At 66.1% G+C, this 22,492-nt stretch carries 18 protein-coding genes, 4 tRNA genes and 1 pseudogene; 13 read left to right on the top strand and 10 right to left on the bottom strand.

Annotated elements, in window-relative coordinates; genetic code table 11:
* Positions 1-53 precede the first annotated feature (53 nt).
* From ACVOMM_RS04590 to ACVOMM_RS04550, 9 genes and pseudogenes are all read left to right on the top strand, one after another.
* Positions 54-533: a peroxiredoxin gene (locus tag ACVOMM_RS04590; protein WP_065174941.1), complete on the top strand. Its 480-nt coding sequence runs from the start codon at positions 54-56 to the stop codon at positions 531-533.
* Between the two features lie 81 nt (positions 534-614).
* On the top strand, positions 615-2,015 hold the full coding sequence (locus ACVOMM_RS04585) for a PhoH family protein (RefSeq protein WP_481525933.1): 1,401 nt from the start codon (positions 615-617) through the stop codon (positions 2,013-2,015).
* Entirely contained in the window at positions 2,012-2,518 is a 507-nt protein-coding gene (locus tag ACVOMM_RS04580; protein ID WP_053517266.1) for a hypothetical protein, read from the top strand. The genes ACVOMM_RS04585 and ACVOMM_RS04580 overlap by 4 nt, the downstream gene beginning before the upstream one ends.
* An 11-nt stretch (positions 2,519-2,529) precedes the next feature.
* Positions 2,530-3,198, top strand: coding sequence for a YoaK family protein (locus tag ACVOMM_RS04575; protein WP_053517265.1), 669 nt, complete (start codon positions 2,530-2,532; stop codon positions 3,196-3,198).
* Positions 3,199-3,295: 97 nt separating this feature from the next.
* On the top strand, positions 3,296-4,105 hold the full coding sequence (gene thiD / locus ACVOMM_RS04570; protein WP_111185422.1) for a bifunctional hydroxymethylpyrimidine kinase/phosphomethylpyrimidine kinase: 810 nt from the start codon (positions 3,296-3,298) through the stop codon (positions 4,103-4,105).
* A pseudogene (locus ACVOMM_RS04565) lies at positions 4,102-5,029 on the top strand (alpha/beta hydrolase family protein). The gene thiD and the pseudogene ACVOMM_RS04565 overlap by 4 nt, the downstream one beginning before the upstream one ends.
* Positions 5,020-5,096: transfer RNA gene (locus ACVOMM_RS04560), tRNA-Arg, on the top strand. Before ACVOMM_RS04565 ends, ACVOMM_RS04560 begins: the two are co-directional and overlap by 10 nt.
* 58 nt (positions 5,097-5,154) lie before the next feature.
* A tRNA-Arg gene (locus tag ACVOMM_RS04555) sits at positions 5,155-5,231 on the top strand.
* Positions 5,232-5,263: 32 nt separating this feature from the next.
* Positions 5,264-5,340: transfer RNA gene (locus tag ACVOMM_RS04550), tRNA-Arg, on the top strand.
* A gap of 481 nt (positions 5,341-5,821) precedes the next feature.
* Here ACVOMM_RS04550 and ACVOMM_RS04545 read toward each other — a convergent pair.
* A complete protein-coding gene (locus ACVOMM_RS04545; RefSeq protein WP_065181268.1) occupies positions 5,822-6,742 on the bottom strand; it encodes a LysR family transcriptional regulator in 921 nt (306 codons plus the stop codon).
* Positions 6,743-6,881: 139 nt separating this feature from the next.
* Between ACVOMM_RS04545 and ACVOMM_RS04540 the strand changes: the two genes are divergently transcribed.
* Positions 6,882-7,583 (top strand): pirin family protein, encoded by a 702-nt coding sequence (locus ACVOMM_RS04540; protein WP_053520377.1) that lies wholly within the window; start codon positions 6,882-6,884, stop codon positions 7,581-7,583.
* Between the two features lie 45 nt (positions 7,584-7,628).
* Here ACVOMM_RS04540 and ACVOMM_RS04535 read toward each other — a convergent pair whose 3' ends face one another.
* Positions 7,629-8,324, bottom strand: coding sequence for an alpha/beta hydrolase (locus ACVOMM_RS04535; protein WP_065181267.1), 696 nt, complete (start codon positions 8,322-8,324; stop codon positions 7,629-7,631).
* 185 nt (positions 8,325-8,509) lie between these two features.
* Between ACVOMM_RS04535 and ACVOMM_RS04530 the strand changes: the two genes are divergently transcribed.
* Entirely contained in the window at positions 8,510-9,649 is a 1,140-nt protein-coding gene (locus ACVOMM_RS04530; RefSeq protein WP_065181266.1) for an MFS transporter, read from the top strand.
* A 7-nt stretch (positions 9,650-9,656) separates the two neighbouring features.
* Here ACVOMM_RS04530 and ACVOMM_RS04525 read toward each other — a convergent pair whose 3' ends face one another.
* A complete protein-coding gene (locus ACVOMM_RS04525; protein ID WP_111186073.1) occupies positions 9,657-10,802 on the bottom strand; it encodes an alpha/beta fold hydrolase in 1,146 nt (381 codons plus the stop codon).
* 225 nt (positions 10,803-11,027) lie between these two features.
* Between ACVOMM_RS04525 and ACVOMM_RS04520 the strand changes: the two genes are divergently transcribed.
* Positions 11,028-13,406, top strand: a complete 2,379-nt coding sequence (locus ACVOMM_RS04520) for a TonB-dependent receptor (RefSeq protein ID WP_128989483.1) — start codon at positions 11,028-11,030, stop codon at positions 13,404-13,406.
* Positions 13,407-13,414: 8 nt separating this feature from the next.
* Positions 13,415-15,523: a phosphocholine-specific phospholipase C gene (locus ACVOMM_RS04515; protein ID WP_481525932.1), complete on the top strand. Its 2,109-nt coding sequence runs from the start codon at positions 13,415-13,417 to the stop codon at positions 15,521-15,523.
* A gap of 66 nt (positions 15,524-15,589) precedes the next feature.
* On the opposite strand, the gene ACVOMM_RS04510 is transcribed toward ACVOMM_RS04515, so the two are convergent.
* The 7 genes from ACVOMM_RS04510 to lexA form a co-directional block, all read right to left on the bottom strand.
* Positions 15,590-16,510 carry a hypothetical protein gene (locus ACVOMM_RS04510; protein ID WP_481525931.1) on the bottom strand — a complete coding sequence of 307 codons (921 nt, stop codon included), beginning with the start codon at positions 16,508-16,510 and terminating at the stop codon, positions 15,590-15,592.
* Between the two features lie 179 nt (positions 16,511-16,689).
* A tRNA-Ser gene (locus ACVOMM_RS04505) sits at positions 16,690-16,782 on the bottom strand.
* A gap of 77 nt (positions 16,783-16,859) precedes the next feature.
* Positions 16,860-17,063 carry a carbon storage regulator CsrA gene (csrA, locus tag ACVOMM_RS04500; protein WP_053520007.1) on the bottom strand — a complete coding sequence of 68 codons (204 nt, stop codon included), beginning with the start codon at positions 17,061-17,063 and terminating at the stop codon, positions 16,860-16,862.
* 147 nt (positions 17,064-17,210) lie between these two features.
* Positions 17,211-19,859 carry an alanine--tRNA ligase gene (gene alaS / locus ACVOMM_RS04495; protein WP_481525930.1) on the bottom strand — a complete coding sequence of 883 codons (2,649 nt, stop codon included), beginning with the start codon at positions 19,857-19,859 and terminating at the stop codon, positions 17,211-17,213.
* 109 nt (positions 19,860-19,968) lie between these two features.
* Positions 19,969-20,463: a recombination regulator RecX gene (recX, locus tag ACVOMM_RS04490; protein ID WP_111186069.1), complete on the bottom strand. Its 495-nt coding sequence runs from the start codon at positions 20,461-20,463 to the stop codon at positions 19,969-19,971.
* Between the two features lie 110 nt (positions 20,464-20,573).
* Positions 20,574-21,611 (bottom strand): recombinase RecA, encoded by a 1,038-nt coding sequence (recA, locus tag ACVOMM_RS04485; RefSeq protein WP_074901222.1) that lies wholly within the window; start codon positions 21,609-21,611, stop codon positions 20,574-20,576.
* Between the two features lie 204 nt (positions 21,612-21,815).
* A complete protein-coding gene (gene lexA / locus ACVOMM_RS04480) occupies positions 21,816-22,451 on the bottom strand; it encodes a transcriptional repressor LexA (protein ID WP_074901220.1) in 636 nt (211 codons plus the stop codon).
* Between the last annotated feature and the right edge of the window lie 41 nt (positions 22,452-22,492).

Genomic DNA, 22,492 nt, shown 5'->3' with positions numbered 1-22,492 from the left:
GCGTTTCATGCAACTGTCGTAGAAATACCCCAGGCTCCGGAACCAAGGACCTCATGAACAACGGCGATACCCTGGACCGCACCACCCTCTCGCTCCCGCTGGCTCTGTCAGGCGGCGAACACACCACCCTCGGCGACCTCGCGGGCCAATGGCTGGTGCTGTACTTCTACCCCAAGGACAGCACCCCGGGGTGCACCACCGAAGGCATCGACTTCAACGCGCTGCTGCCGGAGTTCCGCAAGGCCGGCGCCACCGTACTCGGCGTCTCCCGTGACTCGGTGAAATCACACGACAACTTCTGTGCCAAACAGGGCTTCGCGTTCCCGCTGGTCAGCGATGGCGACGAAGCGCTGTGCAACGCCTTCGATGTGATCCGGATGAAGAACATGTACGGCAAGCAGGTACGTGGCATCGAGCGCAGCACCTTCCTGATTTCTCCCGACAGCCGCATCGCGCAGTCCTGGCGCAAGGTCAAGGTCGCCGGCCATGCCGACGCCGTGCTTGCCGAACTGAAGGCCGCCCAATCCAAGTGATTCCCATCGCCCACTTTGTCCGCCATCACCCTGCCCCGCAGGTCGTGGTGGTTTTTCCCTGTCCGTAACCAGGAATCGACGATGACCCGAGGCAAGCGCATCTACGTGCTGGATACCAACGTGCTGATGCACGATCCGACCGCGCTGTTCAAATTCGAGGAGCATGACGTCTACCTGCCGATGCAGGTGATCGAGGAGCTGGACAACGGCAAGAAGGGTACGTCCGAGGCAAGCCGCAACGCCCGCCAGGTCAGCCGCTTCCTCAACGAGCTGGTGCAGGCCTCCGGCCTGGACAATCTGGCCGACGGCATTCCGCTGCAGCGGCCACAGGGCCTGCAGCTGCGTGGCAAGCACAGCGCCGGCAAGCTGCGTTTCCAGACCAGTCATTTCGACGCCGGCAAGAGCTTCGGCAAGGTCATCCCGGACAATGCCATCCTCGGTGCCATCCTGGCGCTGAAGGAGCAGACCCCGGAGATCCCGGTGGTGTTCGTCTCCAAGGACATCAACCTGCGGATCAAGGCGGCCATCGCCGGCATCGTTTCGGAAGATTACGAAAACGACCGCGCACTGGACGATTTCAGCCTGCTCTACACCGGCGCCACCGAGCTGCCGGAGGATTTCTGGAAGCTCCATGGCGACGACCTGCGCAGCTGGAGCGACAAGGGCCGTACCCATTACGAGATCCTGGCCAAGGACGACGAGGAGTGGTACCCGAACCAGTACGTCTACCTGCCGGGCGAGGACGAGGTGGAGCTTCGCGTCAGCCGCGTGGTCGGCGATGGCAAGGTGGTGCTGTCGCTGGTTGATGATTTCCGCCACGGCAGCCATGCCGTGTGGGGCATCAGCGCGCGCAACCGCGAGCAGAACTTCGCGCTCAATGCACTGATGGATCCGGAGATCGACTTCGTCACCCTGCTCGGCACCGCCGGCACCGGCAAGACCCTGCTGGCACTGGCCGCGGGGCTGGCACAGACGATGGACCAGCAGCGCTACCGCGAGATCATCATGACCCGGGCCACCGTCAGCGTCGGCGAGGACATCGGCTTCCTGCCGGGCACCGAGGAAGAGAAGATGACACCGTGGATGGGCGCGCTGACCGACAACCTGGAAGTGCTCACGCACAACCAGGAAGGCGGAACCTGGGGACGCCAGGCAACCAACGATCTGCTGGCCAGCCGCATCAAGATCCGCTCGATGAACTTCATGCGCGGCCGCACCTTCCTGTCGCGCTATCTGATCCTGGACGAGGCGCAGAACCTCACCCCGAAGCAGATGAAGACGCTGATCACCCGTGCCGGTCCCGGCACCAAGATCGTCTGCCTGGGCAACGTCGAGCAGATCGACACCCCGTACCTGACCGAGACGACATCCGGCCTGACCTACGCGGTGGACCGCTTCAAGAACTGGCCGCACAGTGCGCACATCACCCTGCGCCGTGGCGAACGCTCGCGGCTGGCCGATTACGCTTCGGAGGTGCTGTGAACCGTTCTGCCCGCCTGCTGCTGCCGACGGCGGCGATCACCCTCGCAGCCGTCCTTGGTGCCTGCACCACCACCCGCGGGCCGGCCAGCGTGCCGACCGCCGAACGCACCGGCCAGTCGTGGGTGGTCACCCGGCCGATCGTCGCCGCGCAGGTGCTCGACACCTGCTCGCGGCACAGCCCGGGCCGGGATGCCGGCCGCGTCACCGGCTACTGGGCCCCCAGCCGGCAACAGGTGGACCAGCTGGAAGCCGCACTGCCTTCGCTGCAGGCGCAGGTGCCCGACGTACTGGACTTCGACCGCCAGTACGTCGGCATCGAAAGCGCCGGCAAGCGCCTGATCTACATCAATGCGTTCCGCCTGCCTGACGACAGCGGCATCAAGCCGGCGCGCGAGGCCATCCGCGTCTGCGATGGTGGCAAGCAGTTCTGGGGCGCGGTGTTCGACCCGGCCACCGGTGCGTTCAGCGAGCTGCAGTTCAACGGCGGTCTCGGCGGTCCCTGAGGGTCGCGCCGATGGGCATACGCCTTCCCACCTGGGTCTGGATCGGTGCCGTAGCGCTGTCGTGCGTGGCCGGCATGGTCAACGTGGTCGGCTTTCTGGGCTTCGAGCATCAGGCCGTCAGCCACATGACCGGTAGTACCAGCCAGCTCGGCATGGCACTGGCGCAGGGCGACTGGCGCGCGGTCGGGCACCTGTGGGGCCTGCTGATCGCTTTTTCGCTGGGTGCGATGCTCAGCGGGCTGCTGATCCAGGACAGCGCACTGCAGCTCGGCCGGCGCTATGGCGTCGCTCTGGCACTGGAATCGGCGCTGTTGCTGGCCGCCATTCCCTTGTTCAAGCAGCAGCAGATCTGGGGCGCGTTGTCGGCAGCGATGGCCTGCGGGTTGCAGAACGCGATGGCCACCACCTTCAGCGGCGCGGTGATACGGACCACCCACCTCAGCGGCATGTTCACCGATCTTGGCATCGGCCTGGGCCATCTGTTGCGCGGGCTGCCGCTGCAGGTGCGGCGGCTGACGCTCAGCGGCCTGATCATCAGCGGCTTCCTGGCCGGTGGCGTGATGGGTGCGTGGCTGTTCCTGCGCTGGCAGTACGATGCCCTGCTTGCCCCCGCGCTGCTGACCGGCGCGACCGGGCTGGTCTATGTGCTGTACCAGCAATGGGTACGCTGGCGGTACTGAGCGTCGCCGCACGCACGCGCAGCATGAGGCGTCCGCCCCTGCCGGCAGCCCGTAGCCGGCACTACCCCCATCCCGGTGACCACGGCACAATCGCCGCATGAGCCCGACCACTCCCGTTTCCGCCCTCACCATCGCCGGCTCCGACTCCGGCGGAGGCGCCGGCATCCAGGCCGACCTGAAGGCCTTCGCCGCACACCGCGTGCATGGCCTCTCCGCGATCGCCGCACTGACCGCGCAGAACACCCGCGGTGTCACCGCCGTGCATGTGCCGCCAATCGAATTCCTGCGCGCGCAGCTCGACGCGTGCTTCGATGATTTCGACATCCACGCGGTGAAGCTGGGCATGCTGGCCAATGCCGAGGTGATCCACGCCGTGGCCGATGTACTGCAGCGTCACCGCCCCGCACATGTGGTGCTGGATCCGGTGATGGTCGCCACCAGTGGCGCGCGCCTGCTGGAAGACAGCGCCCTGCAGGCAATGCGCGAGCGTCTGCTCCCGCTGGCCACGCTGGTCACTCCCAACACACCGGAGGCAGAACTGCTGGTGGGCCGCACCATCGGCGATGGAGACGACGCCGAGCGGGCCGCGTCGGCACTGCTGGATCTCGGGGCCGGCGCGGTGCTGCTCAAGGGCGGCCACCTGCACGAGGGCAACCGGGTGATCGATCGCTACTTCGATGGCGTCAGCAGCGAGGAATTCAGTCACGCGCGCCTGCCGCTGGATGCGCACGGCACCGGCTGCACACTGGCCTCGGCCATCGCCGCGCAGCTGTGCAATGGCCTGAGCCTGGCCAACGCCTGCGAAGCATCGATCGACTACGTGGCACGCGGGCTGCAACTGGGCTACATGCCGGGGCGCAGCGATGTGCGCGTGCTGGATCATTTCGGCGCAGCGCCCCACGCATGAGCCTGCCATCACGGACACTGGCCGTGGAATGCGGCGACGGCCATCGCTTCGAGGTGATGGCCTGCGTACCCGAGCAGCCGCTGGCGCGGCTGCTATGGCTCCCCGCACTGGGCGTGGCCGCGCGCCACTACCTGCCACTGGCACAGGCCCTGGCTGCGAAAGGCATCGCGGTCTACCTGCACGAGTGGCGTGGCAACGGCAGCAGTTCACTGCGCCCTTCGCGCACGCAGGACTGGGGCTATCGTGAAGTGCTCGAGCAGGACCTGCCTGCCAGCCAGGCTTTGCTCGCCAACGCCGATGCCGGCGAAGGCGCGCTGCCCTGGATCATCGGTGGGCACAGCCTGGGTGGGCAGCTGGCCTGCGTGCATGCAGGACGGCAACCGCAGCACTTCGAGCACCTGTGGCTGGCCGCCAGTGGCACGCCGTTCTGGCGTACGTTTCCGCCTCCGCGCGGATGGCTTCTGCCGCTGGTGTACCGCTTCCTGCCCTGGATCGCCCGCCGCCAGGGCGTGCTGCACGGCCGGCGCCTGGGCTTTGGGGGCACCGAAGCACGCGGCCTGATTGCCGACTGGTCGCGGGTGGGCCTGAGCAACCATTACGCAGCCGCGGGCATGACCGAGGATCTCGATGCGCAGATGGCACGCGTGCATGGCAGCGCGCAGGCCGTGGTGATGGAACACGACTGGCTGGCACCGACCGGTTCGATGCAGGCGTTGCTGGACAAACTGCCGAATGTGGCATCACACCTGCATGTGCTGTCCGACGGGGAACTGGGCACGCGTGCCGACCACTTCGCGTGGATGAAGGCGCCACAGGCGGTCGCCCACCAATTTTTCATTCAGCTGGATGAAAATCTTCACAAAAACGGTTGACGGTACGCGCCGACATCCGCATAATTCCGCTCCTGTCGCAGGGCGCCCGTAGCTCAGTTGGATAGAGTACCTGGCTACGAACCAGGCGGTCGGGAGTTCGAATCTCTCCGGGCGCACCACTCGACAGGTTTCCGGCATCCGCCGCTGGAAATGAAGTAAAATTTGATTGTGTACCGCGCGCCCGTAGCTCAGTTGGATAGAGTACCTGGCTACGAACCAGGCGGTCGGGAGTTCGAATCTCTCCGGGCGCACCATACACGATCAACACAACAGGTTTATGTAATTGGCGCCCGTAGCTCAGTTGGATAGAGTACCTGGCTACGAACCAGGCGGTCGGGAGTTCGAATCTCTCCGGGCGCACCATTACACCGAAACAGCAGGCCTCGGCCTGCTGTTTTTTTATGTGTGTTCTTCGGCAGGGCTGCGCCCTGCACCCGCCGAAGCCAAAGCCGGAGCAACAGCAACAGCGCGCGTTCCGACACCGCCCCACCTTCGACAGGTTCACGCGGCTGTTGGTAGGTGTCGACCTTGGTCGACACATCTGTCAGATATCGAGTGAATTCATCCATGCATGGCGTGGATCTACCGTGTCGACCAAGGTCGACACCTACCAGAGCAGTACGCCGTTCCGACAGATAGCGGAAAACTGTCGAAGGCGGGGTGGGGGGGGGGGGGGGGGGGGGGGGGGGGGGGGGGGGGCGGGGGCCGCCCCCCCACCCCCCGGGGGGGCGGGGGCGCGCCCCCCCCCCCCCCCCCCCCGTCCTGCCCCGGCAAGCCCGCTTCAGCTGTTGCTGTTGCCGTGTTCCCGCCCGTCGCGGGTGCAGGGCGCAGCCCTGTCGCACACCTACCCCCCGGCCATTGCCCGCCACCACTGCGACAGCAGCTCCGGCCTACGCAGGCGCTCGCGCCACCAGCGCAATGCCGCGCCATCCTCACCGGTCCGCCAGGCCAACCAGAAGGTCTCCTCCGGCTTGTGTTCCTCGACCTCACGGATAACCAGTTCGCCTCGTGCCACGGCCGCGCGCGCGCACGGCTCGGGCAGAAAGCCGAAGCCCACGCCCTCGCATTGCAGTTTCAGCTTGCTGGCCATGTCGGGCACTGTCAGCATCTCCTGCCCCATCAGCAGGCCAACCGTACGGGGCAGCAAGCGCCGCGCCGAATCGGACACCGCGATCGCACAGTGCTCGACCAGCTGCTCACGTCCCAGCACGCCCGGCACTGCCGCCAAGGGATGATCCGGGGCAACCGCGAACACGAACTCGACCGTACCCAACGGCTCGACCACGTAGCCACCACCGCTCGGCCCCTCGCCCGGCGCGCCCACCAGCAGATCGGCACGCCGGTCCAGCAGCGCCTCCCAGGTGCCGGACAGCGCCTCGCCGATCAAGCGCAGGCGGGTCGGCGCCTCAGCGCCGCGAAATGCGGCGATGTCCGGACCCAGCAGCCAGGTGGGAAACACCGAATCCACTGCCAGGGTCAGTTCGGTTTCCCAGCCGGAGGCCACCCGGCGCACCCGCAGTTCCAGTTCGCGGGCCGCACGGAGCAGATGCCGGCCCTCATCCAGCAGCGCGCGACCGGCCTCGGTCGGCTCCGCACGCGGGCCCACCCGGTCGAACAGCTGCACGCCAAGATCCTCTTCCAGCTTGGCCACGGTGTAGGAAATGGTGGACGGCACCTTGTGCAGGGCCTTGCCGGCGCCCGCAAACGAACCGCGGCGATCGATGGCGTCCAGGATCTGCAGGGCTTCGAGGCTGAGCTTGAGCATTCGAATTTTTCGATGATGGCTTTCAAAACTATCCGTTTTTCAAAGCACCGGCGCAAGCGGATACTTCTCTCCAACAGGGAAACACGGCGATCAATGCCCTGCCCCGCCCCATCGAAAACATCGAACAAGGAGATATCCCATGCTGCAGATCCGCAAGAGTGCTACCCGTGGCCTGGCCGAACATGGCTGGCTGTCCTCGCGCCACACCTTCTCGTTCGCCAACTACTACGATCCGCGCTATGTCAGCTTCGGTCCGCTGCGGGTGATCAACGAGGACAAGGTGATCGGCGGCCAGGGCTTCGGCACCCACAGCCACAGCAACATGGAGATCGTCTCCTACGTGCTGGGCGGCGCACTGGAACACAAGGACTCGATGGGCACCGGTTCGGTACTGCGCTACGGCGATGTGCAGCGCATGAGCGCCGGCAGCGGCGTCAGCCACAGCGAGTTCAACCACTCGGCCACCGAACCCGTGCATTTCCTGCAGATCTGGATCTTCCCGGACACGGAGAACATCACCCCGTCGTATGAGGAAACCCACTTCACGCCGGACAGCAAGCGCAACCAGCTGCGCCTGATCGCCTCGCCCGACGGTGCAGATGGTTCGCTGCGCATCCACCAGGATGCCCGCATCTTCGCCACCCTGCTCGACGGCAGCCACAAGCTGCACCACGCCCTGGGCAGCGGACGCGGTGCCTATGTGCAGGTCGCCCGTGGCCAGCTGCAGGTCAACGGCATCACCCTGGAAGCCGGTGATGCGCTGCAGATCAGCGACGAAGCGCAGCTGACGCTGGAGAACGGCAACGACGCCGAAGTGCTGGTGTTCGACCTGCCGCTGTGAAGTCACGCCCGCGGTGCCGACCGGTACCGCGGGCGACCTCTGGCCTCAACCGCCGACGGCGGCGCAGGCCTCCAGAATCAACGCAGTCACCTCGGCCGGTTTCGACGCCAGCGAGGCATGGCTCGCATCCAGTTGCAGAAGACGCCGGGGCTGGATCCGATCGGCCATCATCGCCTGGTTCTGGGGCGCAATCATCCGGTCCTGGCGCGACAGCTGGTACCAGCTCGGCCTGTGCTTCCACGCCGGATCGGTGATCGCGTCACCAAACGTGCTCGCCAGCGGCGCCTTCTGGGTCACCGCCATCACCCGGCCTTCGTCGGCGGTGAGGTCCTGGCAGAAGCTCTCGTGGAATCTGTCCGCGCGCAGCCACAGATAGCCGTCGCTGTCCGGGGCAAGGTTCGCTGCCGCCTCGGGCAGGTGTTGCTGGGTAATGCCACCCGCACTCTCGCCCTCGTCGGGTGCGAATGCGGCGATGTAGACCAGGCCCTTGACGTTGGCCTCCCTGCCCGCCTGGGTGATCACTGCACCACCGTAGGAGTGGCCGACCAGCAGGACGGGGCCATCGATCTGGCGGATCATCTTCTGCGTGCGGCTGGCATCATCGGCCAGCGAGGTAAGGGGTAGTTCGACCGCCTGCACGCGGTCATGGCCGTTGCGATGCAGTTCCAGAATGACCTTGGCCCAGTGTGCGGCCCCGCCCCAGAAACCATGGACGAGGAGGATGGTCGGCGCAGTACTCATGGATGGATCTCCGGCAGCGGCCAGGCGGAATGCCGACCGTGAGCCCACTGTCGCCGCGCAGCGTTAAACAGCAGTGACGCCCTTGGCGCGCTGCAATCGTATGCATGTCGGCCCCCCTCCGGTGGCACTTGCCGAATGCCCATGAAATCGCTTCCATGTCGGTTCACTGGAGCTTCCTACTGCGCATGACGCCTTCTTCCCCACGTGCCCAGCAGCACGCCACCCGCGCCGCCTTCTTCATTCCCGGTTTCGCCACCGCCGCGTGGGCACCGATGGTGCCCTTCGCCAAGGCCCAGGCAGGGCTGTCCGACGCCGGTCTGGGCGCCGTGCTGCTGTGCCTCGGGCTGGGCTCACTGCTGGCCATGCCGCTGGCCGGTGCGCTGACCGGTCGCTTCGGCTGCCGTCGGCTGCTGGTGGTCACCTGTGCACTCGTGCTGCTGGCACTGCCGCTGCTGGCGGTGCCGCCTTCGCCCTTCGTGCTCGGTGCGGCCCTGTTCGTGTTCGGCGCGGGCGTGGGTGCGATGGACTGCACGATGAACATGCAGGCAGTGGCCGTCGAACGCGAAGCCGGCCGGGTGATGATGTCCGGCTTCCACGCCTTCTACAGCATCGGTGGCTTTGTCGGCGCCGGCTGCATGACCGGTCTGCTGATCCTGGGCACACCGCTCTGGCTGGCCGCGCTGCTCGCGGCGGCGGCACTGCTGCTGGTAGCTGTGCTGTCGGCACCGCACTGGCGTCCGCAACGGATCCTGCACGAAGGCCCCTTGCTGGCACTGCCACATGGCGTGGTGCTGTTCATCGGCGTGCTGGCATTCGTGGTGTTTCTCGCCGAAGGCTCGATGCTGGACTGGAGCGCCGTGTTCCTGGCCGAGGTACGGCAGGTGCCTCGCGACCAGGCCGGCGCGGGCTTCGCGGTGTTCACTCTGGCGATGACAGCCATGCGCCTGTTCGGCGATGGCATCGTCGAGCGTCTCGGCCGCACCCGCACCCTTGTCATCGGCGGCATCACCGCTGCGGCCGGCTTTGCCGTGGCCACCCTGGTGCCATCGTTGCCGGTTGCCCTTGCCGGCCATGCGCTGGTCGGCCTGGGCTGCGCCAACATCGTGCCGGCACTGTTCTCGATGGCTGGACAGCAGCGCGCGATGCCCGAGAACATCGCCATCACGGCTGTCACCACACTGGGCTATGCCGGCATTCTCGCCGGCCCGGCCGCGATCGGCGCACTGGCCCATGCCAGCAGCCTGGGCTTCGCGTTCCTCTGCGTGGCGGCACTGCTGATCGGTGTCGCGCTGTCGGCGCCCGCACTGGCGCGCCGGCTGTCCTGACGATGCATCAACCGCGTGCCGGCTCCGCTGCCGGCACATCGTGCACCAGCCACTCGGCCTGTGCCGGCAGCTGCGGCGCCGGGCAGGTGGACGGGGGGTGCCGTTCGTCGCGCGCCATCCAGTCGTCGACCACACCGGCCAACAGATCCAGCCGCAGCGGCAGGGTGATATGGTCCTCGCCGCGCATCTCGATGTAGTGCGCCCGCGGGTTGGCCTGCGCGAGTTCGCGCCCCTGGCTCACAGGAATGTGCTGGTCGCCCTGCCCGTGCAGCAGCAGCACACAGGCGCGCGTGTCGGCCAGCGCACGGGCCACATCCACATGGTCAAGATCGACATCGATGCGGCGGCTGGCCGCAGCAATCACCTGGTCGATGTCCTGTCCGCCATAGCGCCACCGCGCATATGAGGCCACGGCCTGTGCTTTCCACCCTTCCGGCTGCAGCGCCATCAGGTGCGGAATCATCGTGCGGATGGCTACGCCGGCATTGGCGAACGACTCCATCGCGACGACGCCGGCAACCTGGTCACCGAGCTTTTCAGCGGTGAACACCGCCGTCGCCGCGCCATAGGACACGCCGAACAGATACAGGGGCCCGGTGACTTCGCCGCGTGCGCGCAGCTCAGCGATCACATCGACCACGTCGTCCGATTCGTAGGTGCCATAGCCGGAGGGTCCAGCCCCGGACTGACCGTGGTTGCGCAGGTCGAGCGTGACCACGCGATAGCCCGATCCGGCCAGCTGCAATGACCACGGCAGCATCGAATCGCCGTTCATCATCCAGCCGTGCAGGAGCACCACGGTGCCACGCGGCGCCTGTGCCCGGAACGGCTGCGGCACCGACAGGCTGAGTCCGGTGTCCAGCGGCAGGCCATTCTCATGCCGCTGCGGCAGATAGCGATAGCGGGCGCCGTAGTTGCCCGGATCGAAAACGCGCCAGAAGATCGGCACGCCATCACGGCCCGGCGCGAAACCATGGCGATTGGGAATCCCGGCAATGGCCGCAGCGATGCGCGGCTGGTCAAGCAGCGTCGACACGCCGCCCGGCGCGACCAGGCGGTCGGCGAGCGAGGTGGATGCGGCATTCATCGAGGAAGAGCATGCAGCCAGCCACAGGCCGGCGCACGCCAGCAACAGCAGCAGCGGGCGCTTCATGGGCGATCAAGGAAGAAATGCGACAGCGTGGCAGCCTAGCGGGCACCGCGCTTGCCATCTATCGCGGCTCGATGACGGCTTGATGACAGCGCAGCATCGATTCAGCTTGGTGCAGGGCGCCTCCCGCGCCGCGGGTGCAATGAAGGCTGCATCTGCACGTCACCGTCACGTCACTGCCGCTGCCGACACTCCAGGGCTTCCCCCACTCGTGAAGGTCTGGTTTCGATGCCAACGCATGCGCGTATTCCCCGTATCTCGTTGCTTGCCCTGCTGATCGCGCCCACACTGGACGCCCTCGCCGAAGCACCGCAGGGAGAGGGTGACACGACACGTCGCAGCGACGCCCGCACGCTGGACCAGGTCCAGGTGATCGGCCAGGCAACCAGTTACGCCAAGACTGCGGTGCGCACGGAAACACTGAACCGGCAGCTGGTGATGAGCAGCGTCAACGACGCGCTCAACGAAGTGCCCGGCGTGGTCGTCAGCGAGGCCGATGCCACCGGTTCGTCGGTGTGGGGCACGCAGATCAGCATGCGCGGCTTCGTCACCAACCGCGATACGCAGCAGATCGGCACCACCATCGATGGCCTGCCCAATGGTGGCTCGGGCTACGGCGGTGGCTCCCTGGCCAATCGCTACATCGACACCCTGGACCTGGAAACGGTGGAGGTCAGCCAGGGCACGGCTGACATCTCCTCGCGCTCGAACGAGGCGCTGGGCGGCACCCTGAACTTCCTCACCGGCGATCCGCTGCAGGACAGCCGGCTGCGCTTCGTCGTCGGTGCCGGTGACAATGAAGCGCGCAAGTACTACGTGCGCTATGACACCGGCGTGCTTGGCGGCCACACCCGTGCCTGGGTCAGTGCATCCTCGGCGCGCGTGCACGATTGGATCGACGGCAGCGGCCGCACCCGCAACGACCATATCGCCGGCAAGTTCGTCACCGAACTGGACCGCTGGACACTCACCGGCTATCTGTCCTACAACGATGCCGACGAACCGGAATACACCAGCGTCTCGCCTCAGGGCTTCGCCACCAATCCGGACCGCGACAACCTGGTCGGCACCCTGACCGGCATTCCCTATCTGGATCAGAATTTCCGTTCCGGTTCCCGTGCCCTGCGCGAGAACACCTTCGGTTACCTGCGCGCCGCCTTCGACGGTGGCAACGGCTTCAAGGCCTCGATGGCGGCCTACGGTCATCGCATGCAGGGTCGCGGCGACTGGCTGCCGCCGTACCTGGCGCAGGTCAGCGACGATGGCAGCGGTCGCCCCGAGTCGGAGTACACCGGCGGCAGCACCGTGTACGGCGGCAGCAACCGGGGCCAGATCTACTTCGTCAATCCGGATGGCAGCGCCGCCCAGCGTCTGGCCACCTGCACGCCGCGGCTGGGCTTCACGGCCGAGTATGATCCGGGCTGCTACGCCGGAAATGTGCTCGGCGCCCAGTCCTACCGCCACACCCACTACGACAACGACCGCATGGGCGTCACTGCCGACGTCGAGTGGCGGCAGACCTTCGGCAGCATCGACAACACGGTCCGCGGTGGCCTGTGGGTGGAAAAGCTGGACCGCTCCGCACGCCGCGACTGGCACCGGCTGCTCAACGTCGGGCAGGACATCGCCTTCGATCACCAGCCGTACTGGGTCCAGTTCGAAGACCGGTACAAGGTCGATGAGCAGATGTACTACATCGAGGACGTGGCCCGCTTCGGCCCCTTCAGCGCGCGCCTGGGCGTGAAGCAGTTCTTCGTGGACCAGTCCCGCCGGCGTGTGATCGGCGCCGCCGAGAACGTCACGTCCGATTCAAAGTCCGATCCGCTGCTGTCCACCGGCTTCACCTGGGCACCCGGTGTTCAGGGCATGGAACTGTTCGCAGGCTTCTCGCAGAACTTCGCGGCCATCCCCTCCGGCGTACTGGGCGAGACCGATCCGCAGCGCTTCCGCAACGTCGAGCCGGAGACCGCCGACAACATCGAACTCGGCATGCGCATCAGCCGCTGGCCGTTGACCGCCTCGGTCACCCTGTACAACATCAAGTTCGACAACCGCATCGTCTACCTGCCGGCCGGTTTCGTCAGCGGCATCGATTACCTGGGCGAGACCGACGGCGTCTACGAGAACTTCGGGGGCGTGGAGAGCAATGGCCTGGAAGCGGCGCTCGGATACGGCTGGGACAACGGCTGGCGGATCAACGCGGCCTATACCTACAACCGCTCGAAGTACCTCGGCAGCGGCGATTCCGCGCGTGACGCCCAGCTGGGCATCGTCGATGGCGCCAAGGTGATCGGCCAGCCCGAGCAGATCCTGGTGGTCTCGGCTGACTGGCAGGGCGAGAACTGGAACTTCGGCCTGTCAGGTCGCTATCTGGGAACGCGCTACCTCGATGCCGCCAACGCCAGCAGCCTCCCCTCGGCCACGGTGTTCAATGCCAACATCGGCTTTGATCTGCAGGGCCTGTCGCCACGCCTGAAGGGCATGGGTGCGAACCTGGTGGTGAGCAATCTCACCGACAAGCGGTATCTTGCAGGTGTCGACGGCCGCGACAGCGCCTTCATCGGCGCTCCGCGCACCGTCGGCATCTCCTTCCGCGTGGACCTGTGAGTGAACCCGTGACCGATATCGGCCGTCGCCGACTGTTGCAGGCCGGCCTTGCCGCCGGCCTTTCACCGCTGCTGCCGAGCATCGCCCGGGCCGCCGCGATCGCCCCCGATGCACGCACCCGCAGCCTGCAGGACCTGCAGCACATCGTGGTGTTCATGCAGGAGAACCGCTCGTTCGATCACTACTTCGGCACCCTGCCGGGCGTGCGCGGATTCGGTGATCGTTTCGTGGCCCCCGCCGCCCCCCTGGCGGGCGGTGGCGCTGCGCGCACCCTGTGGCTGCAACCCGATGCCAGCGGCAGCCGCGCGATCGCACCGTTCCCGCTGGATACCGCCGCGCACTTCGGCTACATGCGCGTCGAAGGCACGCCGCACACCTGGCCTGACGCGCAGCGTGCCTGGGACCATGGGCGCATGGGGCAGTGGCCCAAGGCCAAGCAGAATCACTCCATGGGCTACTTCCAGCGCAGCGACCTGCCCTTCCAGTTCGCACTCGCCGATGCCTTCACCGTCTGCGATGCCTATCACTGCGCGATCCAGGCCGGCACCAACCCGAACCGGGTGTTCCTGTGGACCGGCCACAACGATCCCTTTGCCCGCGCCGGCGGCCCGGTGATCGCCAACTCCCACGACAACTTCCCGGAGCACGGCGGCCATCCGGCGTCCTACCAGTGGACCAGCTACGTCGAGCAGCTGCAGCAGGCAGGGGTGTCCTGGCAGATCTACCAGGACATGGCCGACAACTTCACCGACAACCCGCTGGCCGGATTCGAGACCTTCCGGCAGGCGTACCGCGCTGCACCGGGTCACGATCCGCAGCTCCGCGCACGCGGGGTCAGCACGCGCGGGCTGGCACAGCTGCGCCAGGATGTGGTCGACGGGCAGTTGCCACAGGTCAGCTTCATCATCGCCGACGCTGCCGGCAGCGAACATCCCGGCCCCTCCAGCCCGGCGCAGGGCGCGGCCTACACCGCGCGCGTGCTCGACGCGCTGACCGCCGACCCGGAGGTCTGGAGTCGTACCGCCCTGCTGTTGATGTTCGACGAGAACGACGGCTTCTTCGACCACGTGCCGCCGCCCGCCCCGCCTTCACCGCTGGCGGATGGCTGGGCCGGCGCATCGTCGGTCGGCACCGAAGGCGAATACCATCGGCATCCTGCGCCTGGCGACGAGAAGTACGACGCCGCCGAGCTGCGTGGCCGCCCCTATGGACTGGGCCCGCGCGTGCCGTTGTACGTGATCTCGCCCTGGAGCCGGGGCGGCTGGGTCGATTCGCAGGTGTATGACCACACCTCGGTACTGCGTCTGATCGAACGCCGCTTCGGTGTGCCCGCACCGGGCATCTCACCGTGGCGGCGCGCGGTCTGTGGCGATCTGACCCACGCGTTCGATTTCGCCCAGCGCGATACCCGCCCCTTCGTGCAAGCGTTGCCTGACGTCGATGCGGTGGCCGCGCGCGCGGCGGCCCTGCCGGGCCGGACCGTGCCTGCCCTGCCGGAGGGGTTGCACCCTGCACGCCAGGAAGCCGGGGTAAGACCGGCACGCGCCCTGCCCTATCGGCCGCAGGCCCGGATCACCGCATTGGCCGCCGGAAGCATCGATCTGCAGCTGGCCTGCGAAGGAGCAGCAGCGGTACTGCATGTCTACGACCGGCTGCGCTTGGACGCGATTCCGAGGCGTTACACGCTGGTGCCGGGCACGCCCGTGCAGGCGCGCTGGCCGCTTGCTGCCGATGGCTGCTTCGACCTGTGGCTGCTGGGCCCCAATGGATTCCATCGCCACTTCCGCGGCGATGCCACCTCCCCGATGTTGCTGGCGGAGATGGAGCGCGCCGATGGCCAGCTTCGCCTGCGTCTGCGTAATCCAGGCGATGAGCCCTGCCGGGTCCGCGTGCAGGGAGGCGCCTATGCCGGGCACATGCCCGACCAGACGCTGGACATCGCCGCGCGCTCGGAAACATCGCTGGCCTGGGATGCAGCCCCCACCGCAGGGTGGTACGACCTGCATGTCAGCGCAGGAAGCGATGCGCTGCGCCTGGCAGGGCGTGTAGAGGATGGCCGCCCCGGCACCAGCGATCCGGCGATGGGCAGTGAACCCTTGCGGTTCCAGCACGATTGAGGTCGAGGACGAAACGCGGCAGGCCGCGTCCTGCCCCATCGAAACCGACGGAATCGGGACTGCGCGTCATTGATCTGCGATGCAGCAGTCCGCGTACACCTGCGTCGCCCGCTCGCGCGCAGCCTCGCGCTGTGCAGGGCTCAACTTCGCCTGCAACTCCTGCAGGCTCCTCGCCGGCATATGTGCCGGATTTGCCTTGGCAGCGGCCAAGGCATATGCATAGGCATTCACGCCATCGTAGGCGGTGATTCTTCCCTTGTCGTACGCGCTGGACAGGTGACTGACCGCATCGAGGCTTCCCGTTGCCACAGCATCGTGGAGATGGCGCATCGCACTCTCCCGCCATCTGACCAGGGATTCCGGATTCGCAAGCCACTCCGACGGAGGGCCGATGACGGTCTCGGGATCGGCCGCGTAAAGCAGCTTGGCTTCGATTGAACCCTGCGAAGCGGCCCTGGCAAGCCATGCTCCATGATAGAAGGCAGGCGCAGCTACCAGGGACGCACACTCGCCCAGACGACGCTCATCATTGACCAACGAGGCAGGATCCGGCGTCATGCCTGCATTACGAAGGAAATCGAATGACGCGACCGGATCATGCTTGATCAGGTTCCTGCACTCGCGCACCGTCAACTCCATCAGATAGCTCGCATCCGCATCACCGGCGTCGGAACGCCGCTTCATCACCCTCATGTACTCAAGCGCATCGCCCGGCGGCCGCCGCTCGCGGTTGCCGGCAATCTCGTATGCCTTCGGACCTACCCGGCGGAAGACCTGGGGATTCGGCGGCTGCGGACCCGTTCGCGCAGCGGCACGATGCTGCTTTGAGGGCACGGGTGCGACGTCAGTGCGGCCTTGCGTGTGAGGCGCGTGCGCCGCAATCGCCTGCGGCATGGAATCCGCGCGGCCCCACAGGACATAACCGCCGGTCAACACGACAACTGCCACGCCGCCCACGATCAGAGCGCGCTTCAAGGAAATCTGCATCCGCACTTCCCGTCCCATCGATCGCCGATCCGTCGGCGTACCGGCTCAGCACATCAGAACCTGCAATCCAAGTCCAGCAATCAGCGCAGACTCGATTCCTGCAGGTGATGGGCAACGTGCTGCACGGGAGAATTCCGGCCACAAAAAAGCCCCTGTCTCCAGGGGCTTTTCTGAGTATCTGGCGGAGTGAGAGGGATTCGAACCCTCGATAGAGCTTTTGACCCTATACTCCCTTAGCAGGGGAGCCCCTTCGGCCACTCGGGCATCACTCCGGGGATTTCACCGCAGGGGTGCGTCGCACCTCAGCGGGGCGTGAATCATAACGTTAATCACGCGCGAAGGTAAAGCCTTATTCCGCAGAATTTTCACCACCGGCGCTGCCGGCTTCGTCACCACGCTGGATGCGCTGGTAGATCTCTTCGCGATGCACAGCGACGTCCTTCGGCGCAGTGATGCCGATACGTACCTGGTTACCCTTGACGCCGAGCACGGTGACGCTCACCGAGTCACCGATCATCAAGGTTTCGCCGACGCGGCGAGTCAGGATCAACATTTTTGTAAGTCTCCATGGAACCGTGTGGAAGGGTATCCCCCACCGGCTTGACGCTTCGTCAAGAAGCGCTACCACGACAAAGGGAAAAGATTCGCAATGGTACCGTCAGCCGTCCCGCTCCTACAAGAAGGGGGACGGCAGGCTTCATCACAGGCGGGGGCTGACCCATTCGACGACGGCAGCCAGTGCAGTGGCAAGGGCGGGCCCGTCCTCGCCACCACCCTGGGCGAGGTCCGGGCGTCCGCCGCCCTTGCCCCCGATCTGACCGGCGATATGCGACAACAGTTCCCCGGCCTTGACCCGGCCCGTTGCACTGCCGTTCACGCCGGCGACCAGGGCGGCCTTGCCGTCCTGGGCACCTGCCAGCACGATCACCGCGTCTCCCAGCTGCTGCTTCAGGCGGTCCACGGCATCGCGCAGCGCCTTGGCGTCGAAGCCCTCCAGGCGGGCCGCCAGCACCTTCACGCCCGCGACCTCGACCGCCTGGCTGGAAAGGTCGGCGGTCGCACCCGCGGCAACCTTGGCCTTCACCGCTTCCAGTTCACGTTCCAGCTGCTTCTGGCGCTGGCCAAGCGCCCGGATCTTCTCGACCACGTCGGCAGCACTGCCACCCAGCAGCTCGGCCGCCTCGGACAACCGCGCCTCTTCGGCATCGACGTAATCCAGGGCGCCCTGACCGGTGACCGCTTCGATGCGACGCACGCCCGCGGAGACACCGCCTTCCGAGGTGATCTTGAACAGGCCGATATCACCGGTGCGCTTGACGTGGGTGCCACCACACAGTTCGGTGGAATAGTCGCCCATTTTCAGTACCCGGACCTGTTCGCCGTACTTCTCTCCGAACAGTGCCATGGCGCCGAAATCGAGTGCTTCCTGCATGCCCATGGAGTGCACTTCGGCAACATTGTTGGCACGCACCTGCTGATTGACCTTGCGCTCGATCACGGCCAGTTCTTCGGCACTGATCGGCTGGAAATGCGAGAAATCGAAACGCAGGCGGTCCGGCGCCACCAGCGAGCCCTTCTGCTGCACGTGCGTGCCCAGCACCTCGCGCAGGGCCGCGTGCAGCAGATGGGTGGCCGAGTGGTTGAGGATGGTGGCGCCGCGGCGCTCACCGTCGACCTCGCCAGCCAGCACATCGCCCACCTTCAGGTCGCCTTCGGTCAGGGTACCGACATGGCCGTGGAACTGGCCCGCGAACTTCTGGGTGTCTTCCACCGCCAGGCGCACGCCGTTGCCGGTCATTACGCCGGTATCGCCGACCTGGCCGCCGGACTCGGCATAGAACGGCGTCTGGTTGGTGATGACGATGACGGCATCGCCGGCACTGGCCGACTGTACCGGACGCCCCTCCTTGAGCAGCGCCAGCACGGTCAGGTCACCGGCCTGCAGGCGGTCGTAGCCCAGGAACGCGGTCGGGGTGAGCGTCGCCACCAGCTCGGCCGGCAGGGTCACGCCACCGCCGAACTTGCCCGCGGCACGCGCGGTCTCGCGCTGCTGTTCCATCGCCGCATCGAACCCGGCGATATCGACCGTCAGGTCACGCTCGCGGGCGATGTCCTGGGTCAGGTCCAGGGGGAAGCCATAGGTGTCGTAAAGGCGGAAGGCGTCACCACCCGGGATCACGCCATTGCCGGCCCTTGCCGCAACGTCTTCGAAGATTTTCATGCCGGCGTCGAGCGTCTCGGCGAACCGCTCCTCCTCAGCCTGCAGCGCGCGGGTCACGGTGTCCGCTGCCGCCGGCAGCTCCGGATAGGCCTCGCCCATCTGTGCAACCAGCGTCGGCACCAGCTTGCTGAAGAACGGCTGGCGCACACCCAGCATCCAACCATGGCGCAGCGCGCGGCGGATGATACGGCGCAGCACATAGCCCCGTCCTTCGTTGGAAGGCAGGACGCCATCGACGATCAGGAACGAGCAGGCGCGGATGTGGTCGGCAATCACGCGCAGCGACTTGTTCTCCAGGTCGGAGGTACCGGTCAGCTCGGCGGCCTTGCGGATCAGAGCCTGGAACAGGTCGATCTCGTAGTTCGTGTGGACATGCTGCAGGATCGCCGCAAGACGTTCCAGGCCCATACCGGTATCCACGCACGGCGCCGGCAGCGGCACCAGAGTGCCGTCCGGCTGGCGGTCGAACTGCATGAACACCAGATTCCAGATCTCGATGAAGCGGTCGCCATCCTCATCCGGCGACCCCGGAGGACCGCCGGCAATGTGGTCGCCGTGGTCGTAGAAAATCTCGGTGCACGGACCACACGGGCCGGTGTCGGCCATCTGCCAGAAGTTGTCCGACGCGAACGGCGCGCCCTTGTTGTCGCCGATCCGCACGATGCGCTCTTCCGGCACCCCCACCATGTCGCGCCACAGTTCGTAGGCTTCGTCGTCGGTCTGATAGACAGTCACCAGCAGGCGATCGGCCGGCAGCTTCCAGACCTGGGTCAGCAGCTCCCAGGCCCACGCAATCGCGTCCTTCTTGAAGTAGTCACCAAACGACCAGTTGCCCAGCATTTCAAAGAAGGTGTGATGGCGGGCGGTGTAGCCGACCTGGTCAAGATCGTTGTGCTTGCCACCCGCGCGCAGGCAGCGCTGGACATCGGCCGCGCGCACGTAGCTGCGCTTCTCGGCACCGAGGAACACGTCCTTGAACTGCACCATGCCGGAGTTGGTGAACAGCAGGGTCGGATCGTTGCCAGGCACCAGCGGTGCCGACGGCACGATGGTATGGCCTTTGCCCTTGAAGAATTCAAGGAAATCGCTGCGGATCTGGGAGGTCGTGAATTTGGCGGGTGCGTTCATTGGGGGCTGGCAGTCTGCGGGCCGGCGGACCCGAACCACCGGCCGCCTGGGCCAGGGTCGCGACGGACCGCCGAAAACCTAAAGGGTATCAGGCCCGGCGCCGCCAGTCTCAATCGTCAGGGTCGTAGCGGGTCGCACGGCGGATGCTGTCACCGTCGAAGCCCCGCCGCGCCAGCAGATCTGCCGCTTTGCGGCGCTGCGCCAGGTCCTGTGGGCCGGCCTCGCCAAAGCGGCGGCGGACCAGATCACGGGCGTTCTCCTGCCAGTCGCCCTCGTAGCTGTCCATCGCTGCGGCGATCGCGGCACTGTCCAGCCCATGGGTCCCCAGTTCGGCACGCACATGGATGGGGCCGTAACCGGTGTTGGCCCGCATGCGTACCAGGTTCTCGGCAAACCGGGTGTCGTCCTGCCACCCCGCCTCGGTCAGCTTGGCGACCGCTGCCTGCGCGGCTTCGTCTTCGATACCCCGCGCCGTCAGTTTGCGGGTCAATTCCTTGCGTGAATGCTCCCGGCGGACCAGCAGGCCCAGTGCCCGCTGCACCGGAGTCTGCTCGCGAGGCCGGCGCTTTCGGCCTGTCGAGGTAGGTTCGTCGCTGTCGGACATCAATCCCTCCAGGGGTGGCGCCGTCCCTGGCACCCTGCCCATCCTGGGCGGTTCGAACCTGCGGGGTAGAGCGACGTCACTGACGGCGTCACCCTACCCCACAGCAAGACTTACTCGTCGTCGCCTTCGTCGTCGCCTTCCTCGCGGGCGGCCTCGGACGGCTGGAATTTCTCGCGCAGCTCGGCTTCGAGCTTGGCGGCGACGGTCGGGTTGTCACGCAGATAACCGCGGGCGTTGTCCTTGCCCTGGCCGATGCGTTCTTCGCCATAGCTGTACCAGGCACCGGCCTTCTCGACCAGCTTGGCATCCACGCCCATGTCGATCAGTTCACCTTCACGGCTGATGCCTTCGCCATACAGGATCTCGGTGATTACCTGCTTGAACGGCGGGGCCAGCTTGTTCTTGACGACCTTGATCTTGGTCTGGTTACCGATGATCTCATCGCCCTTCTTGATGGCACCGATGCGGCGGATGTCCAGGCGGACCGAGGCATAGAACTTCAGCGCGTTGCCACCCGTGGTGGTCTCCGGGCTCTGGCCCGGCATCATCACGCCGATCTTCATGCGCAGCTGGTTGATGAAGATCACCAGCGTGTTCGAGCGCTTGATGTTGCCGGTCAGCTTACGCAGCGCCTGGCTCATCAGGCGGGCCTGCAGACCCGGCAACTGGTCGCCCATCTCGCCCTCGATCTCGGCCTTCGGGGTCAATGCCGCGACCGAGTCGATCACCAGGATGTCCACCGAGCCGGAACGGACCAGCATGTCGGCGATTTCCAATGCCTGTTCACCGGTATCGGGCTGCGACAGCAGCAGGTCGTCCACGTTCACGCCAAGCTTGGCGGCATAGATCGGGTCGAGAGCGTGCTCGGCATCGATGAAGGCAGCGGTGCCTCCCATCTTCTGGCACTCGGCGATGGCCTGCAGCGTCAGCGTGGTCTTGCCCGAGGACTCCGGTCCATAGATTTCCACCACGCGGCCCTTCGGCAGACCCCCGATGCCCAATGCGATGTCGAGCATCAGCGAACCGGTCGGGATGGCTTCGACGGGCTCGACCACACGGTCGCCCATGCGCATCACCGAGCCCTTGCCGAACTGCTTTTCGATCTGGCCCAGAGCAGCAGCCAATGCGCGCTTCTTGTTCTCGTCCATCGTATTGGTCCTTGCAGAGGTCATTTCGTTGGGGGTGCTGTCTTTGGGGGTCTTCTTTGCCATGGGTTCACTTTAAGGCGGACGTATCGCACAGGCTGAGATTCTGCCCGGCGCTCTGAAAAGAATTATCGGACATCCGTACCAACCTCGGTGGAACCAGAGAATCGCCACAAAAGACCGCGGGGTAACGCACCTTCGAACGCTTCAGCGATTCGGCCGCAACAGGCCGCAGTACAGGCCTTCGATCGAAAAGTCCTGGTCGGGAAGCACTTCGATCGGCTTGTAATCGGGGTTCCGGGGCAACAGCCGGATACGGTCCTTCGCGATCTTCAGCAGCTTGACGGTGATCTCATCATCGATGCGCGCCACCACGATCTGCCCCGAATGGGCGTCTCGGGTGCGGTGCACGCCGATCAGGTCACCATCGAAGATGCCTTCGTCGATCATCGAGTCACCCTGCACCTTCAGCAGGTAATCCGGCGCGGGCGAAAAGAACACCCGGTCCAGCACCACGAAATCGTCCGAGCCGATATCCGCGCCGATAGGGAGGCCGGCGGCGACCCGCCCCAGTACTGGCAGCCGCAGCACGCTGTCGGGCAGCCCGGGCTCGGCCAGGGTCTCCACGGGGGGAGCCTGCACCAGGCGGATGCCCCGGGCCTGGCCGGGAATGCGGCGGATCGCTCCCGCCTGCTCCAGCGCCTCCAGGTGGTACTGGGCCGCGCGTACGCCCTTGAAGCCGAACGCACGTGCGATTTCAGTCTGCGACGGCGGCGCGCCTTCGCTCTCGATACGCTCGGCGATCAACTGCAGGATCGCCTGCTGGGTGTCGGTCAGGTCCATGGTTAGTAGTATTACTACTAACCGCGGGAACTGCAAGTGCC

The sequence above is a fragment of the Stenotrophomonas sp. STEN009 genome (assembly GCF_056760395.1).
Note: the sequence above shows the minus strand (reverse complement) of the source record. Positions and strands in the feature narration are given on the sequence as shown.

Coding starts and splice junctions, on each gene's coding strand:
- alaS (WP_481525930.1), bottom strand. CDS start 19,859: ATGAACGCACCCGCCAAATTCACGACCTCCCAGATCCGCAGCGATTTC.
- ACVOMM_RS04510 (WP_481525931.1), bottom strand. CDS start 16,510: ATGCAGATTTCCTTGAAGCGCGCTCTGATCGTGGGCGGCGTGGCAGTT.
- thiD (WP_111185422.1), top strand. CDS start 3,296: ATGAGCCCGACCACTCCCGTTTCCGCCCTCACCATCGCCGGCTCCGAC.
- ACVOMM_RS04575 (WP_053517265.1), top strand. CDS start 2,530: ATGGGCATACGCCTTCCCACCTGGGTCTGGATCGGTGCCGTAGCGCTG.
- ACVOMM_RS04525 (WP_111186073.1), bottom strand. CDS start 10,802: ATGAAGCGCCCGCTGCTGCTGTTGCTGGCGTGCGCCGGCCTGTGGCTG.
- ACVOMM_RS04545 (WP_065181268.1), bottom strand. CDS start 6,742: ATGCTCAAGCTCAGCCTCGAAGCCCTGCAGATCCTGGACGCCATCGAT.
- csrA (WP_053520007.1), bottom strand. CDS start 17,063: ATGTTGATCCTGACTCGCCGCGTCGGCGAAACCTTGATGATCGGTGAC.
- ACVOMM_RS04590 (WP_065174941.1), top strand. CDS start 54: ATGAACAACGGCGATACCCTGGACCGCACCACCCTCTCGCTCCCGCTG.
- ACVOMM_RS04535 (WP_065181267.1), bottom strand. CDS start 8,324: ATGAGTACTGCGCCGACCATCCTCCTCGTCCATGGTTTCTGGGGCGGG.
- lexA (WP_074901220.1), bottom strand. CDS start 22,451: ATGGACCTGACCGACACCCAGCAGGCGATCCTGCAGTTGATCGCCGAG.
- ACVOMM_RS04530 (WP_065181266.1), top strand. CDS start 8,510: ATGACGCCTTCTTCCCCACGTGCCCAGCAGCACGCCACCCGCGCCGCC.
- recA (WP_074901222.1), bottom strand. CDS start 21,611: ATGGACGAGAACAAGAAGCGCGCATTGGCTGCTGCTCTGGGCCAGATC.
- ACVOMM_RS04520 (WP_128989483.1), top strand. CDS start 11,028: ATGCCAACGCATGCGCGTATTCCCCGTATCTCGTTGCTTGCCCTGCTG.
- ACVOMM_RS04585 (WP_481525933.1), top strand. CDS start 615: ATGACCCGAGGCAAGCGCATCTACGTGCTGGATACCAACGTGCTGATG.
- ACVOMM_RS04540 (WP_053520377.1), top strand. CDS start 6,882: ATGCTGCAGATCCGCAAGAGTGCTACCCGTGGCCTGGCCGAACATGGC.
- recX (WP_111186069.1), bottom strand. CDS start 20,463: ATGTCCGACAGCGACGAACCTACCTCGACAGGCCGAAAGCGCCGGCCT.